This window comes from Natronorubrum amylolyticum, from assembly GCF_052040145.1.
Taxonomy (GTDB): Archaea; Halobacteriota; Halobacteria; order Halobacteriales; family Natrialbaceae; genus Natronorubrum.
On the sequence record NZ_JBPPFW010000001.1, the window covers coordinates 36545 to 54892 of the forward strand.

An 18348-nucleotide genomic window follows, 5' to 3' on the forward strand; every position below is an offset into this window, starting at 1 on the left:
CAGGCGCTTTTCACGTCACGACCGGCATTGCGCGTCGCTCCGGCCCGTCGCTCGCTCGTCTCCCGGGAACGAGCGACTCACTCCGCCCCACGTCTCGCCCACTCCCTCGTCCACATCCCTTTCGGACGAACGAACTCGAAACCGAGTACATAGCCGTTGCCCCATCCATCCAGCGGCGACCCGTTGCGAAAAAGTAACGTAGCCGGTTCGCGTCTGTTTTGCCAGGAATGTTCAGGAAGGTTCTCGTCGCGAACCGAGGGGAGATCGCTGTCCGAGTGATGCGAGCGTGCGAAGAGCTGAATATCGGCACGGTCGCCGTCTACTCCGATGCCGACTCGGACGGCGGCCACGTCCGCTACGCTGACGAAGCGTACAACGTCGGCCCCGCCAGAGCAGCGGACTCGTACCTCGATCACGAGGCCGTCATCGACGCCGCACGGCGAGCGGACGCCGACGCGATTCACCCCGGCTACGGCTTCCTCGCGGAGAACGCCGAGTTCGCGAGCAAAGTCGAAGCCGCTGACGGGATCACCTGGATCGGTCCCGCGAGCGACGCGATGGAGTCGCTGGGCGAGAAGACCAAGGCGCGGACGATCATGAACGAGGCCGACGTCCCGATCGTTCCCGGGACCACCGACCCCGTCACCGAACCGGAAGAGGTCAAAACGTTCGGCGAGGAACACGGCTACCCGATCGCCATCAAGGCCGAAGGTGGTGGCGGCGGTCGCGGGATGAAGGTCGTCTGGGACGAAAGCGAAGTCGAAGACCAACTCGAGAGCGCCCAGCGCGAGGGTGAGGCCTACTTCGACAACGACTCGGTCTACCTCGAGCGCTACTTGGAGCAGCCGCGCCACATCGAGGTCCAGATCGTCGCCGACCACCACGGCAACGTCCGCCATCTCGGCGAGCGCGACTGTTCGCTCCAGCGCCGTCACCAGAAGGTCATCGAGGAGGGGCCGTCGGCGGCCCTCTCGGACGAACTGCGCGAGAAGATCGGCGAGGCCGCCCGTCGGGGGGTCTCCGCCGCGGAGTACACCAACGCCGGCACCGTCGAGTTCCTCGTCGAGGAGGAAGAGCGCGAGCCCGGCGAACTGCTCGGCCCCGACGCCAACTTCTACTTCCTCGAAGTCAACACCCGGATTCAGGTCGAACACACCGTCACCGAGGAGATCACGGGTATCGACATCGTCAAGCGCCAGATTCGGATCGCCGCCGGCGAAGAGCTCGACTTCGCACAGGACGACGTCGAGATCGACGGCCACGCGATGGAGTTCCGGATCAACGCCGAGAACGCGGCCAACGACTTCGCGCCGGCGACCGGTGGACGGCTCGAGACCTACGATCCACCGGGCGGTATCGGCGTCCGCATGGACGACGCCCTGCGTCAGGGTGACGACCTCGTCACCGATTACGACTCGATGATCGCCAAACTCGTCGTCTGGGGCGAGGACCGCGACGAGTGTATCGAGCGCTCGCTGCGCGCCCTGCGGGAGTACGAGATCGCGGGCATCCCGACGATCATCCCCTTCCACCGACTCATGCTCACCGACGAGGAGTTCGTCCAGAGCACCCACACCACGAAGTATCTCGACGAGGAGATCGACGAGAGCCGAATCGAAGAGGCCCAGGCGCAGTGGGGCGGCGACGTCGGCGACGGCGGAAGCGGCGACGACGAGGAGACCGTCGAACGCGAGTTCACCGTCGAGGTCAACGGCAAGCGCTTCGAGGTCGAACTCGAGGAACACGGCGCGCCCGCCATCCCGGCCGGCGACGTCGACGTCGGCGGCGGGGGCGCCCAACCGCCACAGCCCGCGGGCGGGGACAGCGGCGGTAGCGAACTCGAGGGCAGCGGCGAGACGGTCGACGCGGAGATGCAGGGGACGATCCTCGACGTGAAAGTGGAGGAAGGCGACGAGGTCGCCGCCGGCGACGTGCTGGTCGTCCTCGAGGCGATGAAGATGGAAAACGACATCGTCGCCTCCAAGGGCGGCACCGTCACCGAGATCGCCGTCGAGGAAGATCAGAGCGTGGATATGGGCGACGTGCTGGTCGTCCTCGAGTAGGGCGGCTTCGGTCTCGGAGCGTACGAACAGCTCTCTCGAGTCGGGTGAATTCGATCGCGTCGATTTCTCCGGTCGATTCGACTCCCGCAGATCGAACGAAGAGCCGATTCTCGGCGCTGATCGGGATTCGATTCCGGTTTCGTCAGTGAATATGTGCGGGCCAGCAGTGAAGTGGGGACGGTCGAAACGGCCGGTGCACGCGGTCTCGAACGATTTCAGTTCGACACCGCTGCGACGACAGTGTCGCCCGATTGTCTTCGGGCGATCGGTGCGCGGGTGACACGCCGAACGATCGGTTCGGGTGAACGGAGCGACGCCGGATTCGGGGTGGTGCCCGACGCCGGCGTCTGACTGGTCAGTCATTGGTGCTTCGGTCATCCGCCGACCCGTTCTCGGTCACGGTCGCGACGGCTGGTCTCGTTCGCGGAGGTCGGCTATTCTACGAGGTGTGTCTCGAGTCAGCGTTCGATTCTCGAGTGCTACGCATCGCTGCACACGGTTCGATCGCCGGCGTTCGTTCGATCAATCGCCGACGGAGACGCCGTCGCTCGAGTCCCACGGCAACGGTCCGTCGTAGCCGTCGGGGACGAACGGACAGAGCGGATCGCTCTCGAGCGGATCGCCGGTATGGGTGTAGGCGCGGGAGCGACTGCCGCCGCAGATGGTTCGGTACGGGCAGGCGCCGCACTTCCCCTTCAGCTGGTCACGGTCGCGCAACGACTCGAAGAGCGGCGACTCCCGGTAAATCTCGTGAGCCGGTCGATCACGGACGGTACCGGCCGATTTCGGGAGGAATCCCGAGGGAAAGACCTCGCCAGTGTGGCTGACGAACGCGAAGCCGTCGCCGGCGACGATACCGGTGCGCCGGTGTAGACCAGAATCTGCCGTTTTGCCGTCCGAACTCTGGTCCCCTCTCTGTCGCTGGCGCTGGATCGACACCCGCCGGTACTGTGGGGCTTCGGTCGTCTTGAGTCCGAACGGTGCCGATTTCCTCACCTCGTCAAGCCAGGCCATCACCGCGTCGGCCTCGTCGGGATCGATCGGCTCGAGGATCGTCCCCCGACCGATCGGTACGAGGAAGAAGACGCTCCACATGACCGCGCCGATTTCGGACAGCAGGTCCCGAATTGCGGGGAGTTCCCCGACCGTCTGCCGGCAGACGGTCGTGTTGACCTGCACCGGGAGCCCGACGGCTCGAGCGTCTTCGACGGCCCGAATCGTCTCCTCGAAGCTACCGATCTCGCCCCGAAAGGCGTCGTGGGTCTCGGACGACGCGCCGTCGATGCTGACGGCCATCCGTTTGAGTCCGGCGTCGGCCAGCGCGCGAATTCGGTCGGGCGTCAGTGAGCGGGTCCCGCTTGGAGTGATCGTCATCCGCAGGCCCAGATCGTCGCCGTAGGCGATCAGCTCCTCGACGTCGTCCCGGACGAGCGGGTCGCCGCCCGAGAGGACGACCAACTGGCCGTCACCAAACTCGGCGGCGTTCTCGAGCAGCCGTTTGCCCTCCGCAGTCGAGAGTTCGTCCGGATGGCGATTTGGTTGTGCGTCGGCGCGGCAGTGGTCACAGGCGAGCCCGCAGGCCTGGGTGAGTTCCCAGATGAGGACGAGCGGTCGCTCGGCCGTGTCGAGGGTACCGGGGCGCATCGGTGGCTATCGACGACGATCGGTTGAATAGCTCTCCGTCGTTCCCGGCGGTCGGGAACACCGCCGAACGCATTCGGTAGGTGGGCGGGAAGTTCCCACGCGATGGGAGTTTGGGTGAACGCTCTTCGACCGGGTTCCCTACGTGCCCGCATGGTCGAGAAGGCACGACGCGAGCGCGTAGACGCGGACGAACGGGGGAACCCGACTCAGCAGTGGGAAGTGTTCTGTCGGGACGAGTCCGACGATCCGCTGCGTCACGTCGGCAGCGTGGCCGCCGCGAGCGGCACGGAAGCCCACGAACACGCCTCGAGGCTGTTCGGCTGGTACGCCGTCGACGTCTGGGTCTGTCCGGCGGACGACGTGGAGCGCTACTCGACGCGAGGGCTCGAGTCGGACGCGAAAGAGCCGGACGACCGAAACGAAGACCCCGGCGAGCGCCACGAACCGTGCGTCTACGAGGAAACTGAAGGCGAACCTCGCGACGGGGAGGGTCGGGTGACCGACGCGTGATCTCGATCAGCAAACTCCTCTGTGATCTCGACGCCGAAGGGGACGGCCTGCGCTACGACGCCGCGGCCGACTCCTCGAAGCCCCAGATCACCGCGGAGAAACAGCGCAAGCCGGTTGTCGTCTGGAACGCGACCCGACGGTGTAACCTCTACTGCTCGCACTGCTACGCCGGCGCCGACCTCGAGGCCGCGCCGGGCGAGTTCTCGACGGACGAGGCGAAGACGTTCCTCGCACAACTCGCCGACTACGGCGCCCCGGTCGTGCTCTTCTCCGGCGGTGAACCGCTCGTTCGCGAGGATCTGGTCGAACTCGTCGACTACGCCGCGGATCTCGGACTCCGGCCGGTGCTCTCCTCGAACGGCACGCTGCTCACGCGCGAGAAAGCCGCGGCGCTGCGGGACGCTGGACTCCAGTACGCCGGCATCTCGGTCGACGGCCTCCCCGAGCGGAACGACCGGTTTCGGGGGCGAGACGGCGCGTTCGAGGCTGCCGTCCGGGGCATTGAGAACTGTCTCGAGGTCGGCCTCAAGACCGGGCTGCGCTATACGATCACCGAAGCCAACGCGCCCGACCTGGAGGGCGTCGTCGATCTGCTCGCCGAGAAGGGACTCGACCGATTCTGCTTCTACCACCTCGATTACGGCGGCCGCGGGGCCGATATCATCGATGTCGATCTCTCCCCCGAAGACAAGCGCGAGGCCGTCGAGCGCGTCGCGGACCTCACGCTCGACTACCACGCCCGCGGCGAGGAGATCGAGACGCTGCTGGTGGGCAACTACGCCGACGCCGCCTTCCTCGTCGAGTACGCCCGCGAGGAGTTCGGCGAGGCGAAAGCGCAAGCCGTTTACGACCACCTCGAGCGAAACGGCGGCGACCCGACGGGCGAGCGAATCGCGGACGTCGACTACGCGGGCAACGTTCATCTGACCCAGTTCTGGCAGGGGTACAGTCTCGGCAACGTCCGGGATCGCCCGTTCGGCGAAATCTGGGAGGACGAGTCGAATCCGCTTCTGTCCGGCCTTCGAAATCGGGAGGAGCACCTAACGGGAACGTGTGCTGACTGTCGCTACCAATCGATCTGTCGCGGTGGCTCCCGACTCCGCGCGCTGGCGACGACGGGCGACCTGTTCGCCCCCGACCCGCAGTGTTACCTCCGTGAGAACGAACGACGCCGCGGCGGGCCGGCCGGCGGCGTCGCGGACTGAAACGGCTGGTGAGGGCGATCCCGCGATCTCAGATCGCCGGCCGAGATCGGCTCACTCGGCGCCGACGCGGGCGCGAGTCACGTGTCCGCCACAGCCACACTGGTCGACGTACTCGAGCGAGAGGTCGTCGAACGTCTCCTCGAGCGCCTCCCAGAGGTAGGCCTCGGGACGTCCGTGATCGCGGTGCGTGACCAGATTGACGTGCGTCCCGCTGGCCGTCGCCTCGACCGCGTCGCCGGCCTGTTCGACGACGAGGTCGCGGTCCGCCGCGTGGTAGGGCTGCTCGAGGTTCGCGGACCACGAGACGTCGTGGTCGCGTCGGGTCACGGGTTCGATGATCGGGTCGGTGCTGTTGCTCATACTCGATAGTCGGATACTGTCGGCAGTAAGCCCTGAGACGAACTGGTTCGGGACGCGATGGTCGTGTGTCGCGTCCGAGCGGGTCACGGCGCGAACAGGAACGGATACAGGAGGGCGATTCGGTCGCCGTCCTCGAGGCGTGTCTCGAGACCGGCGAGGTTGTCGCTGAACTGGCCGTTGCAACAGATCCGCCCGTAGGGTCTGGATCGATCGCCGTCGGGCGGTCGCCAGCCCGGAAACTCACCCGGCGGGCGGCCCCAGAGACGTGCCATCGGATCGGACTCGCGTTCCGGATCGACGGCGAAGAACGGCTCGAGGTCGTAGGTCGCGTCGAACGCCACGAGAAACGCGCGGAGCCGCTCGCCAGCGAAGGTGAACTCGAGTTCGTGGCTGCCGACGTGCTCACGCACGTGGCCGGTGCAGCGAACGTCGACGGTCGTCGTTCCGTCGGCCCGACCGCAGTCGATCTCGGCTGACATCGTGTGCGAGCGTGTCCGCGCCGGACCCAAACCGTTGCTCCGAACCCGTTCGGGCGCCGGCTCAGCAACAGAACATGAACGGATAGATGAGGGCCACGCGGTCGCCGTCCTCGAGTTCGGTCTCGAGCCCCTCGAAGTGTTCGTTGAACCGCCCGTTGATGCAGACGCGAGCGAACGCGCGGGTCTGTTCGCCTTCGGGGTTCTTGCGCCAGGTACCGGGCAGTTCCTCGGGCGCACGCGCCCAGCCGTGAGCGGTCGCCTCCGCTTCGGTTTCGGCGATCAGCATCTCTTCGACGTCGTACTCGGCGAAGAAGGCCTCGAGGAAGTCCCGGAGCCGGTCGCCAGCGAAGGTGTACTCGAGTTCGTGGGTGCCCACGGCGTCGCGAACGTGGCCGGTGCAACGGACGGTGACGGTCGTTTTCGGCTGTTCCTCCTCTGGCGCGTCTTGGTGAACCTGCTCGGCGGTCATACCCGATCCTACGGCCGCGAGCCGCAACCGTTCGATCCCGAATATGTTCGGACACAACTGGACGGCGGTGGATACCCGACTGTCGAATATGAACCAGATTCGAGGCGACCTCCAAACGGACCAGCAACCGCCGATGGCGATTCCACTCGGCCACTTCGTCGTCGGACTCGCCTTCCTCGTGGTAGGCGTCGTCGGGGGAACCGTCATGGCCGTCACGACGGTCCCCGGGCTGTCGAACGCGGCGCACATCCACCTCCTGTTGATCGGCTGGATCGCGATCACGATCATGGGGGCGATGACGCAGTTCGTCCCCGTCTGGTCGGGGGTCGCGATTCACTCCCGACGGTTGGCGGTCGCGCAACTCGTCCTCGTCACCGTCGGCGTGGTCGGCTTCGCGGCCGCGTTGCTCGCGACAGCGCTGTCCTGGCTCCCCATCGCAGCCGCGTTGCTCCTGCTTGGGCTCTGGATCTTCGTCTACAACGTCGGTCGAACCCTGGTACGGGCACGGCCGTTCGACCTGACCGAGCGACACTTCGCGTTCGCACTCGGCTGTTTCGCCCTCGCGGCACCGCTCGGATTCCTTCTCGCCGTCGACTTTACGGTCGGCGTGTTTGACTCGACTCTCGTCGATAGAGGCGACGTCCTGCTGGTTCACGCCACCCTCGCTCTCTTCGGTGCCATTCTCGCGACGATCGTCGGCGCGCTCGCCCAACTCGCGACGATGTTCACCCAGACCGATCGGACGCCGTTCGACGACCGACTGCTCGGACTCGAGCAACTGCTGTTTCCCGCCGGCCTGCTCGTCTTCGCCGCGGGTCGCGGACTGGCCGCAGAGTCGCTCGCCCGAATCGGTGCGCTCGCCGTCCTCCTCGGCCTCGCCGCGTTCACCGTCGTTATTGCGCGCCAACTCGCTCGGTCGACCGTCGGCCGCTCGCCGATGACCGCGCGGTACTGGGTGGTCGTAGCGTCGCTGTGGGCCTGGATCGCCCTCACCGTCTCCGCGTGGTGGCTCGAGCCGGCGAGCTACGCGACCCTGTTCGGCCACCCCGACGCGACGACCCTGCTCGTCTTCGGCGTCTTTGGGTTCGTCATCGTCGGCTCGCTCTACCACATCGTCCCGTTCATAATCTGGCTCGAGCGCTACAGCGACCAACTCGGCTTCGAGCGGGTACCGATGGTCGACGACCTGTACGACGCACGACTCGAGCGGGCTGACTTCTGGCTCACGCTCGTCGGTTTGCTCGGCATGACCGCTGGGCCGCTGTTCGCGCTGCCAACCGCGATGACGGTCTCGAGTGCGGTGCTCGCCACGCTCGGATTCTGCCTCTTCGTTCTGAATATGCTGCTGACGCTCCACCGGCACGCACCCGACGGAATCAGTGGGGTACTCGCGGGAAGCCTTCGAATCGATCCCACCGTGGGCGATACTGGCGATCGCGAAACCCGGGAGGATGTCGGAGGCGTTGGGCCCCGTCCGTAGCCACCGATGGCGAGTTTCAGCCGTCTCTCGATCGGTTAGCGGACTCTCACCTACTCGGACGGGGAGTTCGGTATCGATCCAGTTTCCCGAATCGAGTGCTCGAGTCGCTCGAGCGAGGCGTCGAGCGCGTCGGCTTGCTGGTGTGACGGGTGAACTCGAACGCGGACGAGATCGTACTCGTGACAGCTCGAAAGACCGTTCCACGCCCGAAACGCACCTTTGATTAGCGCGTCTGCCGCCGGACAGAACTCGGTTGTCGGGGTGAACTCCGCCCGCAGGACGGCGGGTTCGTCGGCATCGACGGCGTAGCGAAAGCCGGCCTCCGGATGTCGTCGGTCGAGGTTGAGACGCGCGAGATTGTAGCCGAACGTCGCATCGTAGACGCCGCGTTCCTCGAACAGGGCTCGAGTGAGACGGTGAAAAGCGGCGTGGTCGTCGCCCGTGAGCACGGCGTGTCCCTCGAGGAACGGTCCGGGTTCGGGGACGTGATCCGGGTCGAACGCGTCCCATCCGTCGAAGCCGTCGGTCGTCCGCTCGGTCTCGGTCGTCGGGGATGGATCTGTCGCGAAGGGATTCATCACGACTAGCTATGGAGTCGGGCTGTTCCAGTAGGCGATCCCGAACATATTCGCAAAGGTACCCTCACAACGACTGCCTGTACGATGAATCGACTTACGCTGATCGTTTAGAATACCATCTATGTACTTATCTCAAACCCCTTCCCGGGAAAAATATGTGTGCCAATGTACATTTATATACTTTAGTGAACTCCACTGACTAACAAGGTGAGGTTGGGGCCAGAGGATTTATAATCAGTGACTGTAAGAGTCTGGCCAATGCTACTCTCAGTCGACCGATCGGATACCGCTGCCGTCCACTCAGTCAGTTTTGACGTAATTGCTGCAATCGCCGAGCGTGAGGGTGTCGATCCGATGGATATCGAACCGCCGGAGTACGAAGCGCTGTACGATGCGATCAACCCGGAAGCCCTCGATGCACTTTTCGCACCGCGAGAGGACGGCAGCCCTCGAGCCTCCGGCCGCGTCGAATTCCCGTTCTGTGGCTATCTCGTCGTCGTCTCGAGTGATGGTGACGTAGACGTCGAAGAACTAAACAGTGGGAGATAGGGGTCGGTATCGAGGCGGTTCGTAGTAGCCGCTGATCGACGCCCCTCAGTCGCCTGCCCCGTCGATCCGCCGCCGCCACTCGCTCGGAATCGGTTCGGACTGCCCCGTTTCCCGATCGACGAGCACCTGGACCGTTCGCGCCGTCGCGGCCGTCTCGCCGTCGGCTCGAATCTCGTACGCCATCGTCAGACTCGAGGCCCCCAGTTCTGCCACGCCTACTGCGACGGTGACTTCGGCATCGCTCTCGATCGGTCGGACGTAGTCGATGGTGAGGCTCGCGATTACGGTTCCGACGTCGGTCAGCGAGACGCCGATGACGTCCTCGAAGTACGCCTCTCGAGCCTCCTCAAGGAACGTCGCATAAATTGCGTTGTTGACGTGGCCCATGAAATCGAGGTCGCGGAGGCGAACGTCGATACTGATCTCGCACTCGTAGCCGGTGTCTGGATCACTGTTCTCGTCTGACTCGCCGCGCTCGTCGCTCATCGTTTGTTCTGTACCGAGTACTGTGCCCTATACGTTTCCTCGGCGCTTCGAAATCCTCTCGGCTCGCTACTCGCCGGCACAGGCCGCTTCGAAGACGGTCTCGTGAAGCCGGTCCGTGACGATCTCCATCAGCGGTTCCATGTTTTTCGTGTCCGCTCGGTTGTACTCGACGAGCGTCTCGAGTGCCGCCTCGTCGCCCCGTTCGTACTCGTGCCAGAGTCGGACGGCGTCGCGGCCGGAGAGATCGGGCATATCCCGATCGATCCCCAGATCCTTTTCGATGGTCTTCAGTCCACCGTCGAGACCGATCTTCTTGCAGGGGTACATGAGATCGACGTGCGGCGTCGCCACGTCGATATCGTAGCAGGTCTCGAGGAACGGCACGTCGAAGCGCTGACCGTTGAACGTCACGAGCAGCGAGGACGCTTCGAGTTCGTCCTCGAGACGCTGACTCGTTAGGTCCCGGCCCTGGACGAAGGTCTTCGTCTCGCCGGCGCGGTGGACGCTGACGGTCGTGACGTCGTTACAGCTCGCGTCGAGACCGGTCGTCTCGATGTCCAGAAAACAGGTGTTCTCGCGGACGTTCTCGTAGCAACGCCAGCGGCTGGCCGCGGGCAGCGCTTCCGTGAAAACGGAGACGTCGCCGCGCTCGAGGTGGGTTCGTCCCTCCTCGATGAACGACTCGATCCGGTCGGCGACCGTGTCGCCGACGACGCTGCCGTCGAACTCGTCCCAGTGGGTGATCCCCGCTCGCCACAGCTTGCGTTCGGTGGTTTCCCCGACGCCGCGGACGGGAATGAAACTGTTCTCGATTCGCACACCAGTGTCGGGGGGCCGAGCGAACTAAAAGCGATTGGATCCCTCCGAGGAACTGTCGACCGTGGGTCGGACTCGAGTTCGCCGGACGGGAGCGAGCGTACGCACTGTGGACGGATCGGAAACGAGCTGCAGATGAACCGGAGACGATCACCAAAGGAGTCACAGACGGACACCAGAGTGATTGAAAACTGACTGCAAAACAACCGCAGACCGATCGCAGGTATCCCCGATCAGTTATCGTCGGAGCTGTTGTCCGAGAGGTACAGCGTTCGATCGATGATGCTGACGGCCGCCTCGCCCCACCGCTGGACGGCGGCCCCGTCCGAGTCCGGAATCTCGATGACGATTCGGTCCCGTCCGATACGCACGTCGCTGTCGGGCGTCGAGTCGCGGTCCGCAAAGCTCCGCATCTGATACTGGAGGAGTCGCTTCGTCGACCCGCTGATGTCGACCGTCTCCGTGTCGAACTCGAACAGCAAGGCGGCGCCGTCGCGGTCGTCGTCCTCACCCTCGAACACCTCCGCCGTCACGTCGAAGCGGTGACTCGAGAGTTCGGGGGCCGGTGCGTCCTCGTTGATCGTCTCGACGGCCGCTTCGACGGTCACGTCGTCCACGGCGTCGAACGCAAACGCCTCGACGTCGCCGCCGACCGGGTCGATGGTGCCGTCGTCGGTCTCGGATACGGCGCCGTCGTCCGTCTCGACCGTGTCGCCGTTCTCGTCCGAACTCGTGTCCTCGAGTGCAGTCTCGTCGACCGGTTCGATGCCGGTTTCCGTCGTCGACTGCTCGCTCGACTCGGTTTCGGGATCGACGGTGGCGTCGGTGGCGTCCGCGTCAGCGGAGTCCGTCGGGCTCAGATCCTCGCCAGCGGTTGGTCCGTCTTCCTCGAACGCGAGGACGTCCGCGCCGGTCGACGCCGAGTTACTGGTCTCGTCGGGCTCGTCGACCTCCTGGGTAGCCGAGTCGACGTCGTCCGTCTCGCCGACGGCCGATCCGTCGCTCGGATTCGTCCCGTCGTGATCGTCGTCCCGATTTGTCTCAGCACTGATGGACGGCTCGTCCGACTCGTCCGAATCACCGTTGACCGTTTTGTCTGGATCGCTATCAGTCGTCTCGTCCGTATCACTCACTCCGGCCGTCTTGGACACGCCGTCCGCTTCGGCTGCCCCGGACGGCGCGGCCGATTCCACGGGTCCCGCAGCGATAATCTCTGAGTCGTCGACAGCCGCGTCCGAACCGTCGGTCAGGGCACCGGCAATCATCGGTTGCGACGATCGGATCGTCTCGCGGTCAAGCGGGGTCGCGTACCAGGCCGTTCGATCGGGCGAAGTGGTAAATCGACCTCGGCTTCGCTCCGCTCGCGAGTGGACCGATTTTGATGGTGCCGTCGACTCGGCGGCATCGTCGTCGGAAGTGGACTCGTCAGTCGGCACGTCGTCTCCGTCAGCACGCACGTTGTCTGCGTCTGCCGTACCGTCGGCTGACTGCTCGAGACTGCCGTCACCGTCTCCACCTACGGGGGCCGACGGCTCGTTCTCGCCGTCGACAGCACCGGGATCACCGGCCTGTGACGGCTGCTGGCCCGTCCGGGGCTGTTGGGACGGCTGCCGCACCGTTTCGTTGGCAGCCTGTTGCGGCGCCTGCTGTGGCCCCTGTGGCTGTCCCTGCGTCGGCTGTCCCTGCTCCTGTGTGCCCGAGCTAATCGTGCCGCCGCTCAGATGAAGCTGCGTCCCGCCGTTGTTCGATCCGTTCGAGATCCCGTCCAGCGCGTGGGCGATATTCATCAAGTCGTCGTCGATATTGTCCTCGAGTTTGTCGATTTTGTCCCCTACGCTTCGAAGTGCGAGGGCGACGTCCCAGAGCACGACGACGCCGAAAAAGATGAGCGCAAGGAAAACGGTTACTGCAGCCCCTACGAGAAGCTGAATGTCAAGTTCAACCATATATGGTACTCTGTAATCCGATAGTCCGTTCGATATATAGACCTTCTGCCGTAACACCAATAACACTGGACTGAGACCGTTTAGAACGGTCGTTACAGGCGATTTCGTTCGGTGAGGATTCGACACACTATCCGACGTTTCACACTCGAGCGTCAGGCATCTCTTCCAGATTACTGACACCACTTCCGGCATTCGAGCAACCACAACAGGAGTCGGTCGGTAGAACGCTCCGTCGATCGATCCGAGAGCCGGGTCCGACCGAGAAATCGACCGACCGGATTTTTGCACTCGGCGTCCGTAGGCCAGCTATGGCCGATCACGACGACGATCTCGCCGACGCCGTCCGCGAGCTCACCCGGACGATCGACGACCTCCGGGCGGAACTCGAGTCCACACAGAGCCGTCCCCGACTCCGGCCGCCGGCCCCGCGACCGCCGACGCCGCGGGAGCTCCTCCGCTTTGCCGACGAGATCGCCATCCCGGCCGCGATCGCCGTCCTCGAGACCAGCGTGCGGGCGCTCGAGGGATTCCAGCGGGCGCTCGAACTCGCACGCACTGAACGTGAGGTTCGGGACCGGACCACGGAGGCCGCGGACACCGCCGGCGAACGAGCGAACGCGCTGCGGCGGACGACGCTCTCCCAGCTCGACACCGTGTTGGCCCAGCTCCAGCGAGCGACGACCGCGGAGGACGACACGTCGAACGAGGGGCTCGACGAGTTGCTCACGCAGGCCCGCGCGCTGCGCGACGACGTCGACAGCCGACTCAGAGACGTAGACGACGACCTCGAGCGAACCGACTCCTCGGCGGACGCGATTCGGATCGATATCGACGACGAGGACAGCGACGGTCCCGGCGAGACGGAACGCGACGACCCGGGTTCGCGCGTCGACGTCGACGCCGAACTCGAGACCCTGAAAGATCAGTACGGCGCCGAGGAACCGGACTCGAGCGGTACGGATCACGGCGAGGAGGACGAACACGCTGCCGGCGAATCCGACGCTGACGATGGCGACGACGAGTCCGTCGAGAGTGACGAAAGCAGTACGGACGACGCTTCCCGATCCGATTCTCGCGGGGACGATGCTAAGGAAAACAGTGCTGGCGACGATCCCGATACAAACGGTGACGGTATCGACAGCGATTCCGACTCGTAAACCGGTTCGAGCTACGGTCGGAGCGAAGCTCTTCTCTGATTCTATCCGACTTTAGTCTGCGTCTATCGTTCAAGGGTTTTCGCGACAGAATGCAGGGATCAGACCGGTACGAGCCACGGTCAGAGCGAAGCTCCTCCCTGATTGTATCCGACTTCAGTCTGCGTCTGTCGTTCAGGGGTGTTCGCGACAGAATGCAGGGATCAGACCGGTTCGAACCACGGTCGGAGCGAAGCTCCTCCCTGATTCGAACCGGCTTCACAGCTGTCTCTGTTGCTCACGGGTGTTCGCAACAGAACACAGGGATCAGACCGGTTCGAACCGATACCCGTCCCAGTCCTGGCTCTCCGGCTCGCGGATGCCGGCTCCGGGCTCGCGCAGTTCGTCGACGTACACCGGTTCGACCTCGTCGCCGGTTTCGATCTCGTCCGTCGTGGCCTGTCCGATCGCGCGGACCGATTCCCCTTCGACATCGAACTCGACGATCGCGAGCGTGTTCGGCTCCCGGACGCCCGGCGGCGTCGCCATACTCGTCGTCCACGTGATCACTTCGGCGCTGTACTCGCTGAGATCGATCGTTTCCACCGGCTCCGAGCCGCCGGGACCGCGGGGGTGGCCGGGGTAGCTGATCGAACCGTCCTCGTATCGCGTGGCTTCCATGGTCATTGTGCAGCCTCCATGATGGTCGTGATAACGCAGTTTCCAAAGCCGCCGACGTTACAGCAAAGCCCGACGTCCGCGTCGACCTGTCGCGGCCCCGCCTCGCCGACCAGTTGTTCGTAGATCTCGACGCCCTGTGCGACGCCGCTGGCTCCGAGCGGGTGGCCCTTCGACTTGAGCCCGCCGGAGGTGTTGATCGGGAGTTCGCCGGTGTCGCGCTCGGTGTACCCCTCCTCGACTAACTTCCACGCCTCGCCCTGCTCGGCGAAGCCGAGCCCCTCCATCTGCAGGAACTCGAGAATGGTGAACATGTCGTGAAGCTCCGCGACGTCGATATCGTCGGGGCCGTAGCCGCTCATCTCGTAGGCACCCTTGCCGCTCTCGACGACGCCGCCCATGACGGTCGGATCCTCGCGCTCGTGGACGACGTGGGTATCCGTCGCGCCGTCGATGCCCGAGATGACGACGTAGTTGTCGGTGTACTCCTGAGCCACGTCCTCGGGACAGAGCATCAGCGCGGCCGAGCCGTCCGTAATCGGACAGAAGTCGTACAGCCGCAGCGGGTCGGCGACGATCGGCGACTCGAGTGCCGTCTCCTCGTCGATTTCCTTCCGGAACTGCGCGTGGGGGTTGTCCACGCCGTTCTTGTGGTTCTTGACGGCGACCTTCGCGAGACTGTCCCGTGGCGCGTCGAAGCGCTCGAGGTAGTGTCTGGCCGTCAGCCCCGCAAAGGAGGGGAGCGTGACGCCCGTCTTGTACTCGACGGGATGGGTCAACGACGCGATGACGTCCGTTGCTTCGCCGGTGGTCCGGTGGGTCATCTTCTCGCCGCCGACGAGCAGCGTCATGTCGCTCGCCCCGCTGGCGACCGACTGCCAGGCGGCGAAGATGCCGGCCCCACCGGACGAACTCGTTTGGTCGACGCGCTGGGTGTACGCCGGCATCGCCTGCAGGTCGTGTGCCAGCGCGTTTGGCACGCCGGTCTGTCCTTCGAACTCCCCGCTCGCCATGTTCGAGACGTACAGGTGCTCGACGTCCGCGGCGTCGACACCCGAATCCTCGAGGCAGTCGATCCCGGCCTCCGCGAGGAGATCCATCACCCACTCTCCCTCGCGCTGCCCGAACTGGGTCATCGAGGCTCCGATGATCGCAACACGTTCCATAGTTGTCCAGACTCCGGGACCGCGTTAAAATATTTGGGTAGTAGAATCTTCGAACAGAGGGACACTATCCGAGCAAATACTCTCCATTGGTTCTGCTATTAGACACTATTCCAGATGAGGTGTGCTCAAAAACATCCTGTGGAATACGAATAGTAAAAAATACATGTGTTTCACCGACTATAATAATATACTGTTGATGGAATCCAGCTCTCTATCCAGACGAACTGCTCTCGCCGTTCTCGGTGGTCTCTCAGTCACTGGTGGCGGCTACGCCGTGTGGCGTCACAACCGCTCTGACACCGAAGTACGATTGTTATTTATCCGACTGATCAATTCGTGGAGCGCGGAACGGAGTTTCGAGGTCGAACTCGTTCGGAACGACGAGCGGGTGTTCAACGAGACGTATTACGACGTTCCCGCGTACGGCTCTGACCGGGAGCGTACTGACGACCAAAACCCCAGCACCCATCTGCTCGAGCCGACGTGGGACGAGGGGCCCGCTACGTTCGAGCTTCGTGGTCGGTTCGTCGATCAAGAGGACGACGATTGGCAGACCGTCCTCCCTGTCGATGCCGACGGCGAATACGTCGGAATAGACCTCCAGTTCTGGGAGCAAAATATCCTCGGCGGCTTCTACACCTTCGAGACCGAATCCGAGCGAGAAACCGTTCGAGAGTTCATCGAAACCGAACTCGAGCGCCAATCCGATCGGGACCGGTACGGAAGCGACCCCTGACCGTCTCCTGTGTTCGGCGACGAGTCGACGACTGTGAGCTGACGGACTACGCGGATTCAGCAGCGGTCGTCCGCAATTCGGTCGCGCGCGAACGGGCCTGCTCGATGACCGCGGGTCGGGCCTCGAAGGAGACGACGACGTCCTCGTCGCCGTAGGTGACGTCATCGACGTTCGCGTTGTCGTGGATCCACGAGACCACGCTCATCGTGTCGTCGGTCATCGGTAGGAGGAGTCGTTCTTCCTCCCACTCGGGGAGTTCACGGTCGATCCGCTCGAGCAGTTCCTCGACGTTCGTCCCCTCCATGCCGCTGACGGTGACCGGGTTCGGTGCGAGCGACGAGAGGGCCTCGCGTTTCTCCGCGAGTTCCTCGTCGTCGACTTTATCGATCTTGTTCAGCACCGTGACGATCGGCGCCTCGTTGCGCTCGTAGAGGGTGTCGTGGCAGGTGACGAGTTTCTCGTGGATCTCGTCGATCGGTTCGCTGACGTCGACGACGAGCAAGACCAGGTCGGCTCGATAGACGGAGTCGAGCGTCGACTTGAACGACTCGACGAGCCAGTGAGGAAGGTCGCTGATGAACCCGACCGTATCGGTCACCAGCACGTCTCGCGGTTCGATGGACGCGCGTCGGGTCGTCGTCCCGAGCGTCGTGAACAGCTTGTCCTGGGACTCGGCCGTCGCGTCGAGATCGGGATGGAGGCCCTCGTTCTCCTCGACGGTGAGATCGTCGGCCAACTGTCGAAGCAGCGTCGACTTGCCGGCGTTCGTGTAGCCCGCCAGCGCGACCAGATCGAACCCGGAGTCCCGGCGACGTTCCCGGCGTTGCTCCTCGGTTCGCTCGATCTGTGCGAGTTCGTCCTTGATCCGGCTGATCTGGGCTTTGATATCCCGTTCGCGGCTCTCGTCGTACTCGCCCAGCCCCATGAAGCCGGGATGTTCGTCGCGTTTGGCGAGGCTCGTCTTGGCCTCGGCGCGGGGCAGTTCGTACCGGAGTTCGGCCAGTTCGACCTGCAGTTGGGCTTTGCGCGTCTGGGCGCGCTGGCCGAAGATCTCGAGGATCAGGGTGAACCGATCGATGACTTCGACGCCGTCGGGCAGCAGCTGTCCGAGGTTGTACGTCTGGTATGGTCCGAGCCGGTTGTCGAAGATGACCGTCGTCGCTTCCGTGGCGACAGCGACGTCGGCCAACTCCTCGGCTTTCCCCTCGCCGAGTTGGAGGGCCGCGTCGGCCCGCCGCGATTGGGTGACCTCTCCGACGACGGTGTACCCCGCCGCCGCGGCGAGGTCGCGAATTTCACTCGTGTCGGGCGTTCCGGAGTCGACGCGTTTGGCGATGATAGCGTTCATGCGGATGGGAAGAGGTGGGGGGAGTTCGGGCGTCGGTGCTCGGCTCCTCGCGAGAGGCTGCACTCGTCGACCCGGCGAGCCGTCGCTCGCGTACACCGCTCGCGCCGGGGTTGCAGGCGACGCGGCGGGTGCCCGACCACGCTACGGATGCCGGTCGAACACCTCCGTTGGCTGGACGATACTCATAGCTACCCGTACGCGTCCGATCGTCTTGAATCCCGTGCACGATGCCGTCTTGCGGTTCGCTCGTGCTTCGACGGCCGATCGCTCGCACTCGAGTTGGTTCGGCGGTCGAGCCGTTGCCCCTCGACCTCGAGCCCGACTATCGGATCTCAAGACTCCCTTCCAACCACAACAGTCATTGCAGCAGACTCGAATACGAAGCCGTGATGCTAGACGTCGATCCGACGACGCTCGGTCTCGAGTTCGGTGGTGGAGCGGTCATCGGGGCGGTGCTGGGATTCGCTACGAAACAGGTTGCGACGGTCCTCGCGCTCGTCATCGGTGTCCAGCTGATGGCGTTTCGATACCTCGAGTCACAGGAGATCGTGACCGTCGACTGGAGCCGTCTCACCGCCGGACTGCTCGAGACCCAAGAGCACGCACAGAACGAGACTCACCGGCTCGAGTCGGTGCTCTCGATGGTCTCGGTCGGTGCGGGCTTTACCACCGGCTTCCTGATCGGCTACCACCGCGGCTAGG

The 18348-nt window shown here is 64.3% G+C and carries 19 protein-coding genes; 8 read left to right on the top strand and 11 right to left on the bottom strand.

Annotated features, from left to right (window positions below):
• Positions 1 to 227 precede the first annotated feature (227 nt).
• Positions 228 to 2063, top strand: a complete 1836-nt coding sequence (locus tag ACSFDB_RS00185) for an acetyl-CoA carboxylase biotin carboxylase subunit (RefSeq protein ID WP_440769050.1) — start codon at positions 228 to 230, stop codon at positions 2061 to 2063.
• 522 nt (positions 2064 to 2585) lie between these two features.
• Here the strand turns inward: ACSFDB_RS00185 and ACSFDB_RS00190 are convergent.
• On the bottom strand, positions 2586 to 3707 hold the full coding sequence (locus ACSFDB_RS00190) for a TIGR04053 family radical SAM/SPASM domain-containing protein (protein ID WP_440769051.1): 1122 nt from the start codon (positions 3705 to 3707) through the stop codon (positions 2586 to 2588).
• Positions 3708 to 3857: 150 nt separating this feature from the next.
• Here ACSFDB_RS00190 and ACSFDB_RS00195 point away from each other — a divergent pair, with 150 nt between their 5' ends.
• Both ACSFDB_RS00195 and ACSFDB_RS00200 read left to right on the top strand, forming a co-directional pair.
• Entirely contained in the window at positions 3858 to 4217 is a 360-nt protein-coding gene (locus ACSFDB_RS00195) for an Htur_1727 family rSAM-partnered candidate RiPP (protein ID WP_440769052.1), read from the top strand.
• Positions 4214 to 5422, top strand: a complete 1209-nt coding sequence (locus ACSFDB_RS00200) for a TIGR04347 family pseudo-SAM/SPASM protein (protein ID WP_440769053.1) — start codon at positions 4214 to 4216, stop codon at positions 5420 to 5422. Before ACSFDB_RS00195 ends, ACSFDB_RS00200 begins: the two co-directional genes overlap by 4 nt.
• A 51-nt stretch (positions 5423 to 5473) precedes the next feature.
• Here the strand turns inward: ACSFDB_RS00200 and ACSFDB_RS00205 are convergent, their stop codons facing one another.
• From ACSFDB_RS00205 to ACSFDB_RS00215, 3 genes are all read right to left on the bottom strand, one after another.
• Positions 5474 to 5782: a CGCGG family putative rSAM-modified RiPP protein gene (locus ACSFDB_RS00205; protein ID WP_440769054.1), complete on the bottom strand. Its 309-nt coding sequence runs from the start codon at positions 5780 to 5782 to the stop codon at positions 5474 to 5476.
• 83 nt (positions 5783 to 5865) lie between these two features.
• The gene (locus ACSFDB_RS00210; protein ID WP_440769055.1) at positions 5866 to 6261 is read right to left on the bottom strand and encodes a pterin cluster protein; all 396 of its coding nucleotides are present in this window, start codon (positions 6259 to 6261) and stop codon (positions 5866 to 5868) included.
• A gap of 61 nt (positions 6262 to 6322) precedes the next feature.
• On the bottom strand, positions 6323 to 6730 hold the full coding sequence (locus ACSFDB_RS00215) for a MoaD/ThiS family protein (RefSeq protein WP_440769056.1): 408 nt from the start codon (positions 6728 to 6730) through the stop codon (positions 6323 to 6325).
• A gap of 88 nt (positions 6731 to 6818) precedes the next feature.
• Here ACSFDB_RS00215 and ACSFDB_RS00220 point away from each other — a divergent pair, with 88 nt between their 5' ends.
• On the top strand, positions 6819 to 8210 hold the full coding sequence (locus tag ACSFDB_RS00220; RefSeq protein WP_440769057.1) for a hypothetical protein: 1392 nt from the start codon (positions 6819 to 6821) through the stop codon (positions 8208 to 8210).
• Positions 8211 to 8260: 50 nt separating this feature from the next.
• Here the strand turns inward: ACSFDB_RS00220 and ACSFDB_RS00225 are convergent, their stop codons facing one another.
• A complete protein-coding gene (locus tag ACSFDB_RS00225) occupies positions 8261 to 8788 on the bottom strand; it encodes a DUF7998 family protein (protein ID WP_440769058.1) in 528 nt (175 codons plus the stop codon).
• A gap of 258 nt (positions 8789 to 9046) precedes the next feature.
• Here ACSFDB_RS00225 and ddfA point away from each other — a divergent pair, with 258 nt between their 5' ends.
• Positions 9047 to 9337 (top strand): DdfA family disk-determining factor, encoded by a 291-nt coding sequence (gene ddfA / locus ACSFDB_RS00230; protein ID WP_440769059.1) that lies wholly within the window; start codon positions 9047 to 9049, stop codon positions 9335 to 9337.
• A 45-nt stretch (positions 9338 to 9382) separates the two neighbouring features.
• On the opposite strand, the gene ACSFDB_RS00235 is transcribed toward ddfA, so the two are convergent.
• The 3 genes from ACSFDB_RS00235 to ACSFDB_RS00245 form a co-directional block, all read right to left on the bottom strand.
• Complete coding sequence (locus ACSFDB_RS00235) at positions 9383 to 9823, bottom strand: acyl-CoA thioesterase (RefSeq protein WP_440769060.1); 441 nt, start codon at positions 9821 to 9823, stop codon at positions 9383 to 9385.
• 66 nt (positions 9824 to 9889) lie between these two features.
• Positions 9890 to 10642, bottom strand: coding sequence for a ribonuclease H-like domain-containing protein (locus tag ACSFDB_RS00240; RefSeq protein WP_440769061.1), 753 nt, complete (start codon positions 10640 to 10642; stop codon positions 9890 to 9892).
• A gap of 230 nt (positions 10643 to 10872) precedes the next feature.
• Positions 10873 to 12585: an AAA family ATPase gene (locus ACSFDB_RS00245; RefSeq protein ID WP_440769062.1), complete on the bottom strand. Its 1713-nt coding sequence runs from the start codon at positions 12583 to 12585 to the stop codon at positions 10873 to 10875.
• A 308-nt stretch (positions 12586 to 12893) separates the two neighbouring features.
• Here ACSFDB_RS00245 and ACSFDB_RS00250 point away from each other — a divergent pair, with 308 nt between their 5' ends.
• A complete protein-coding gene (locus ACSFDB_RS00250) occupies positions 12894 to 13742 on the top strand; it encodes a DUF7547 family protein (RefSeq protein ID WP_440769063.1) in 849 nt (282 codons plus the stop codon).
• 303 nt (positions 13743 to 14045) lie between these two features.
• Here ACSFDB_RS00250 and ACSFDB_RS00255 read toward each other — a convergent pair whose 3' ends face one another.
• The gene (locus ACSFDB_RS00255) at positions 14046 to 14405 is read right to left on the bottom strand and encodes a PhlB family protein (protein ID WP_440769064.1); all 360 of its coding nucleotides are present in this window, start codon (positions 14403 to 14405) and stop codon (positions 14046 to 14048) included.
• A complete protein-coding gene (locus ACSFDB_RS00260; RefSeq protein ID WP_440769065.1) occupies positions 14402 to 15562 on the bottom strand; it encodes a thiolase family protein in 1161 nt (386 codons plus the stop codon). Before ACSFDB_RS00260 ends, ACSFDB_RS00255 begins: the two co-directional genes overlap by 4 nt.
• Positions 15563 to 15872: 310 nt before the next feature.
• On the opposite strand from ACSFDB_RS00260, the gene ACSFDB_RS00265 reads away from it, so the two are divergent.
• Positions 15873 to 16298 carry a hypothetical protein gene (locus tag ACSFDB_RS00265; protein ID WP_440769066.1) on the top strand — a complete coding sequence of 142 codons (426 nt, stop codon included), beginning with the start codon at positions 15873 to 15875 and terminating at the stop codon, positions 16296 to 16298.
• 46 nt (positions 16299 to 16344) lie between these two features.
• Here ACSFDB_RS00265 and hflX read toward each other — a convergent pair whose 3' ends face one another.
• A complete protein-coding gene (hflX, locus tag ACSFDB_RS00270) occupies positions 16345 to 17646 on the bottom strand; it encodes a GTPase HflX (RefSeq protein WP_440769067.1) in 1302 nt (433 codons plus the stop codon).
• A gap of 389 nt (positions 17647 to 18035) precedes the next feature.
• On the opposite strand from hflX, the gene ACSFDB_RS00275 reads away from it, so the two are divergent.
• Positions 18036 to 18347, top strand: coding sequence for an FUN14 domain-containing protein (locus ACSFDB_RS00275; RefSeq protein WP_440769068.1), 312 nt, complete (start codon positions 18036 to 18038; stop codon positions 18345 to 18347).
• Position 18348: the final 1 nt, after the last annotated feature.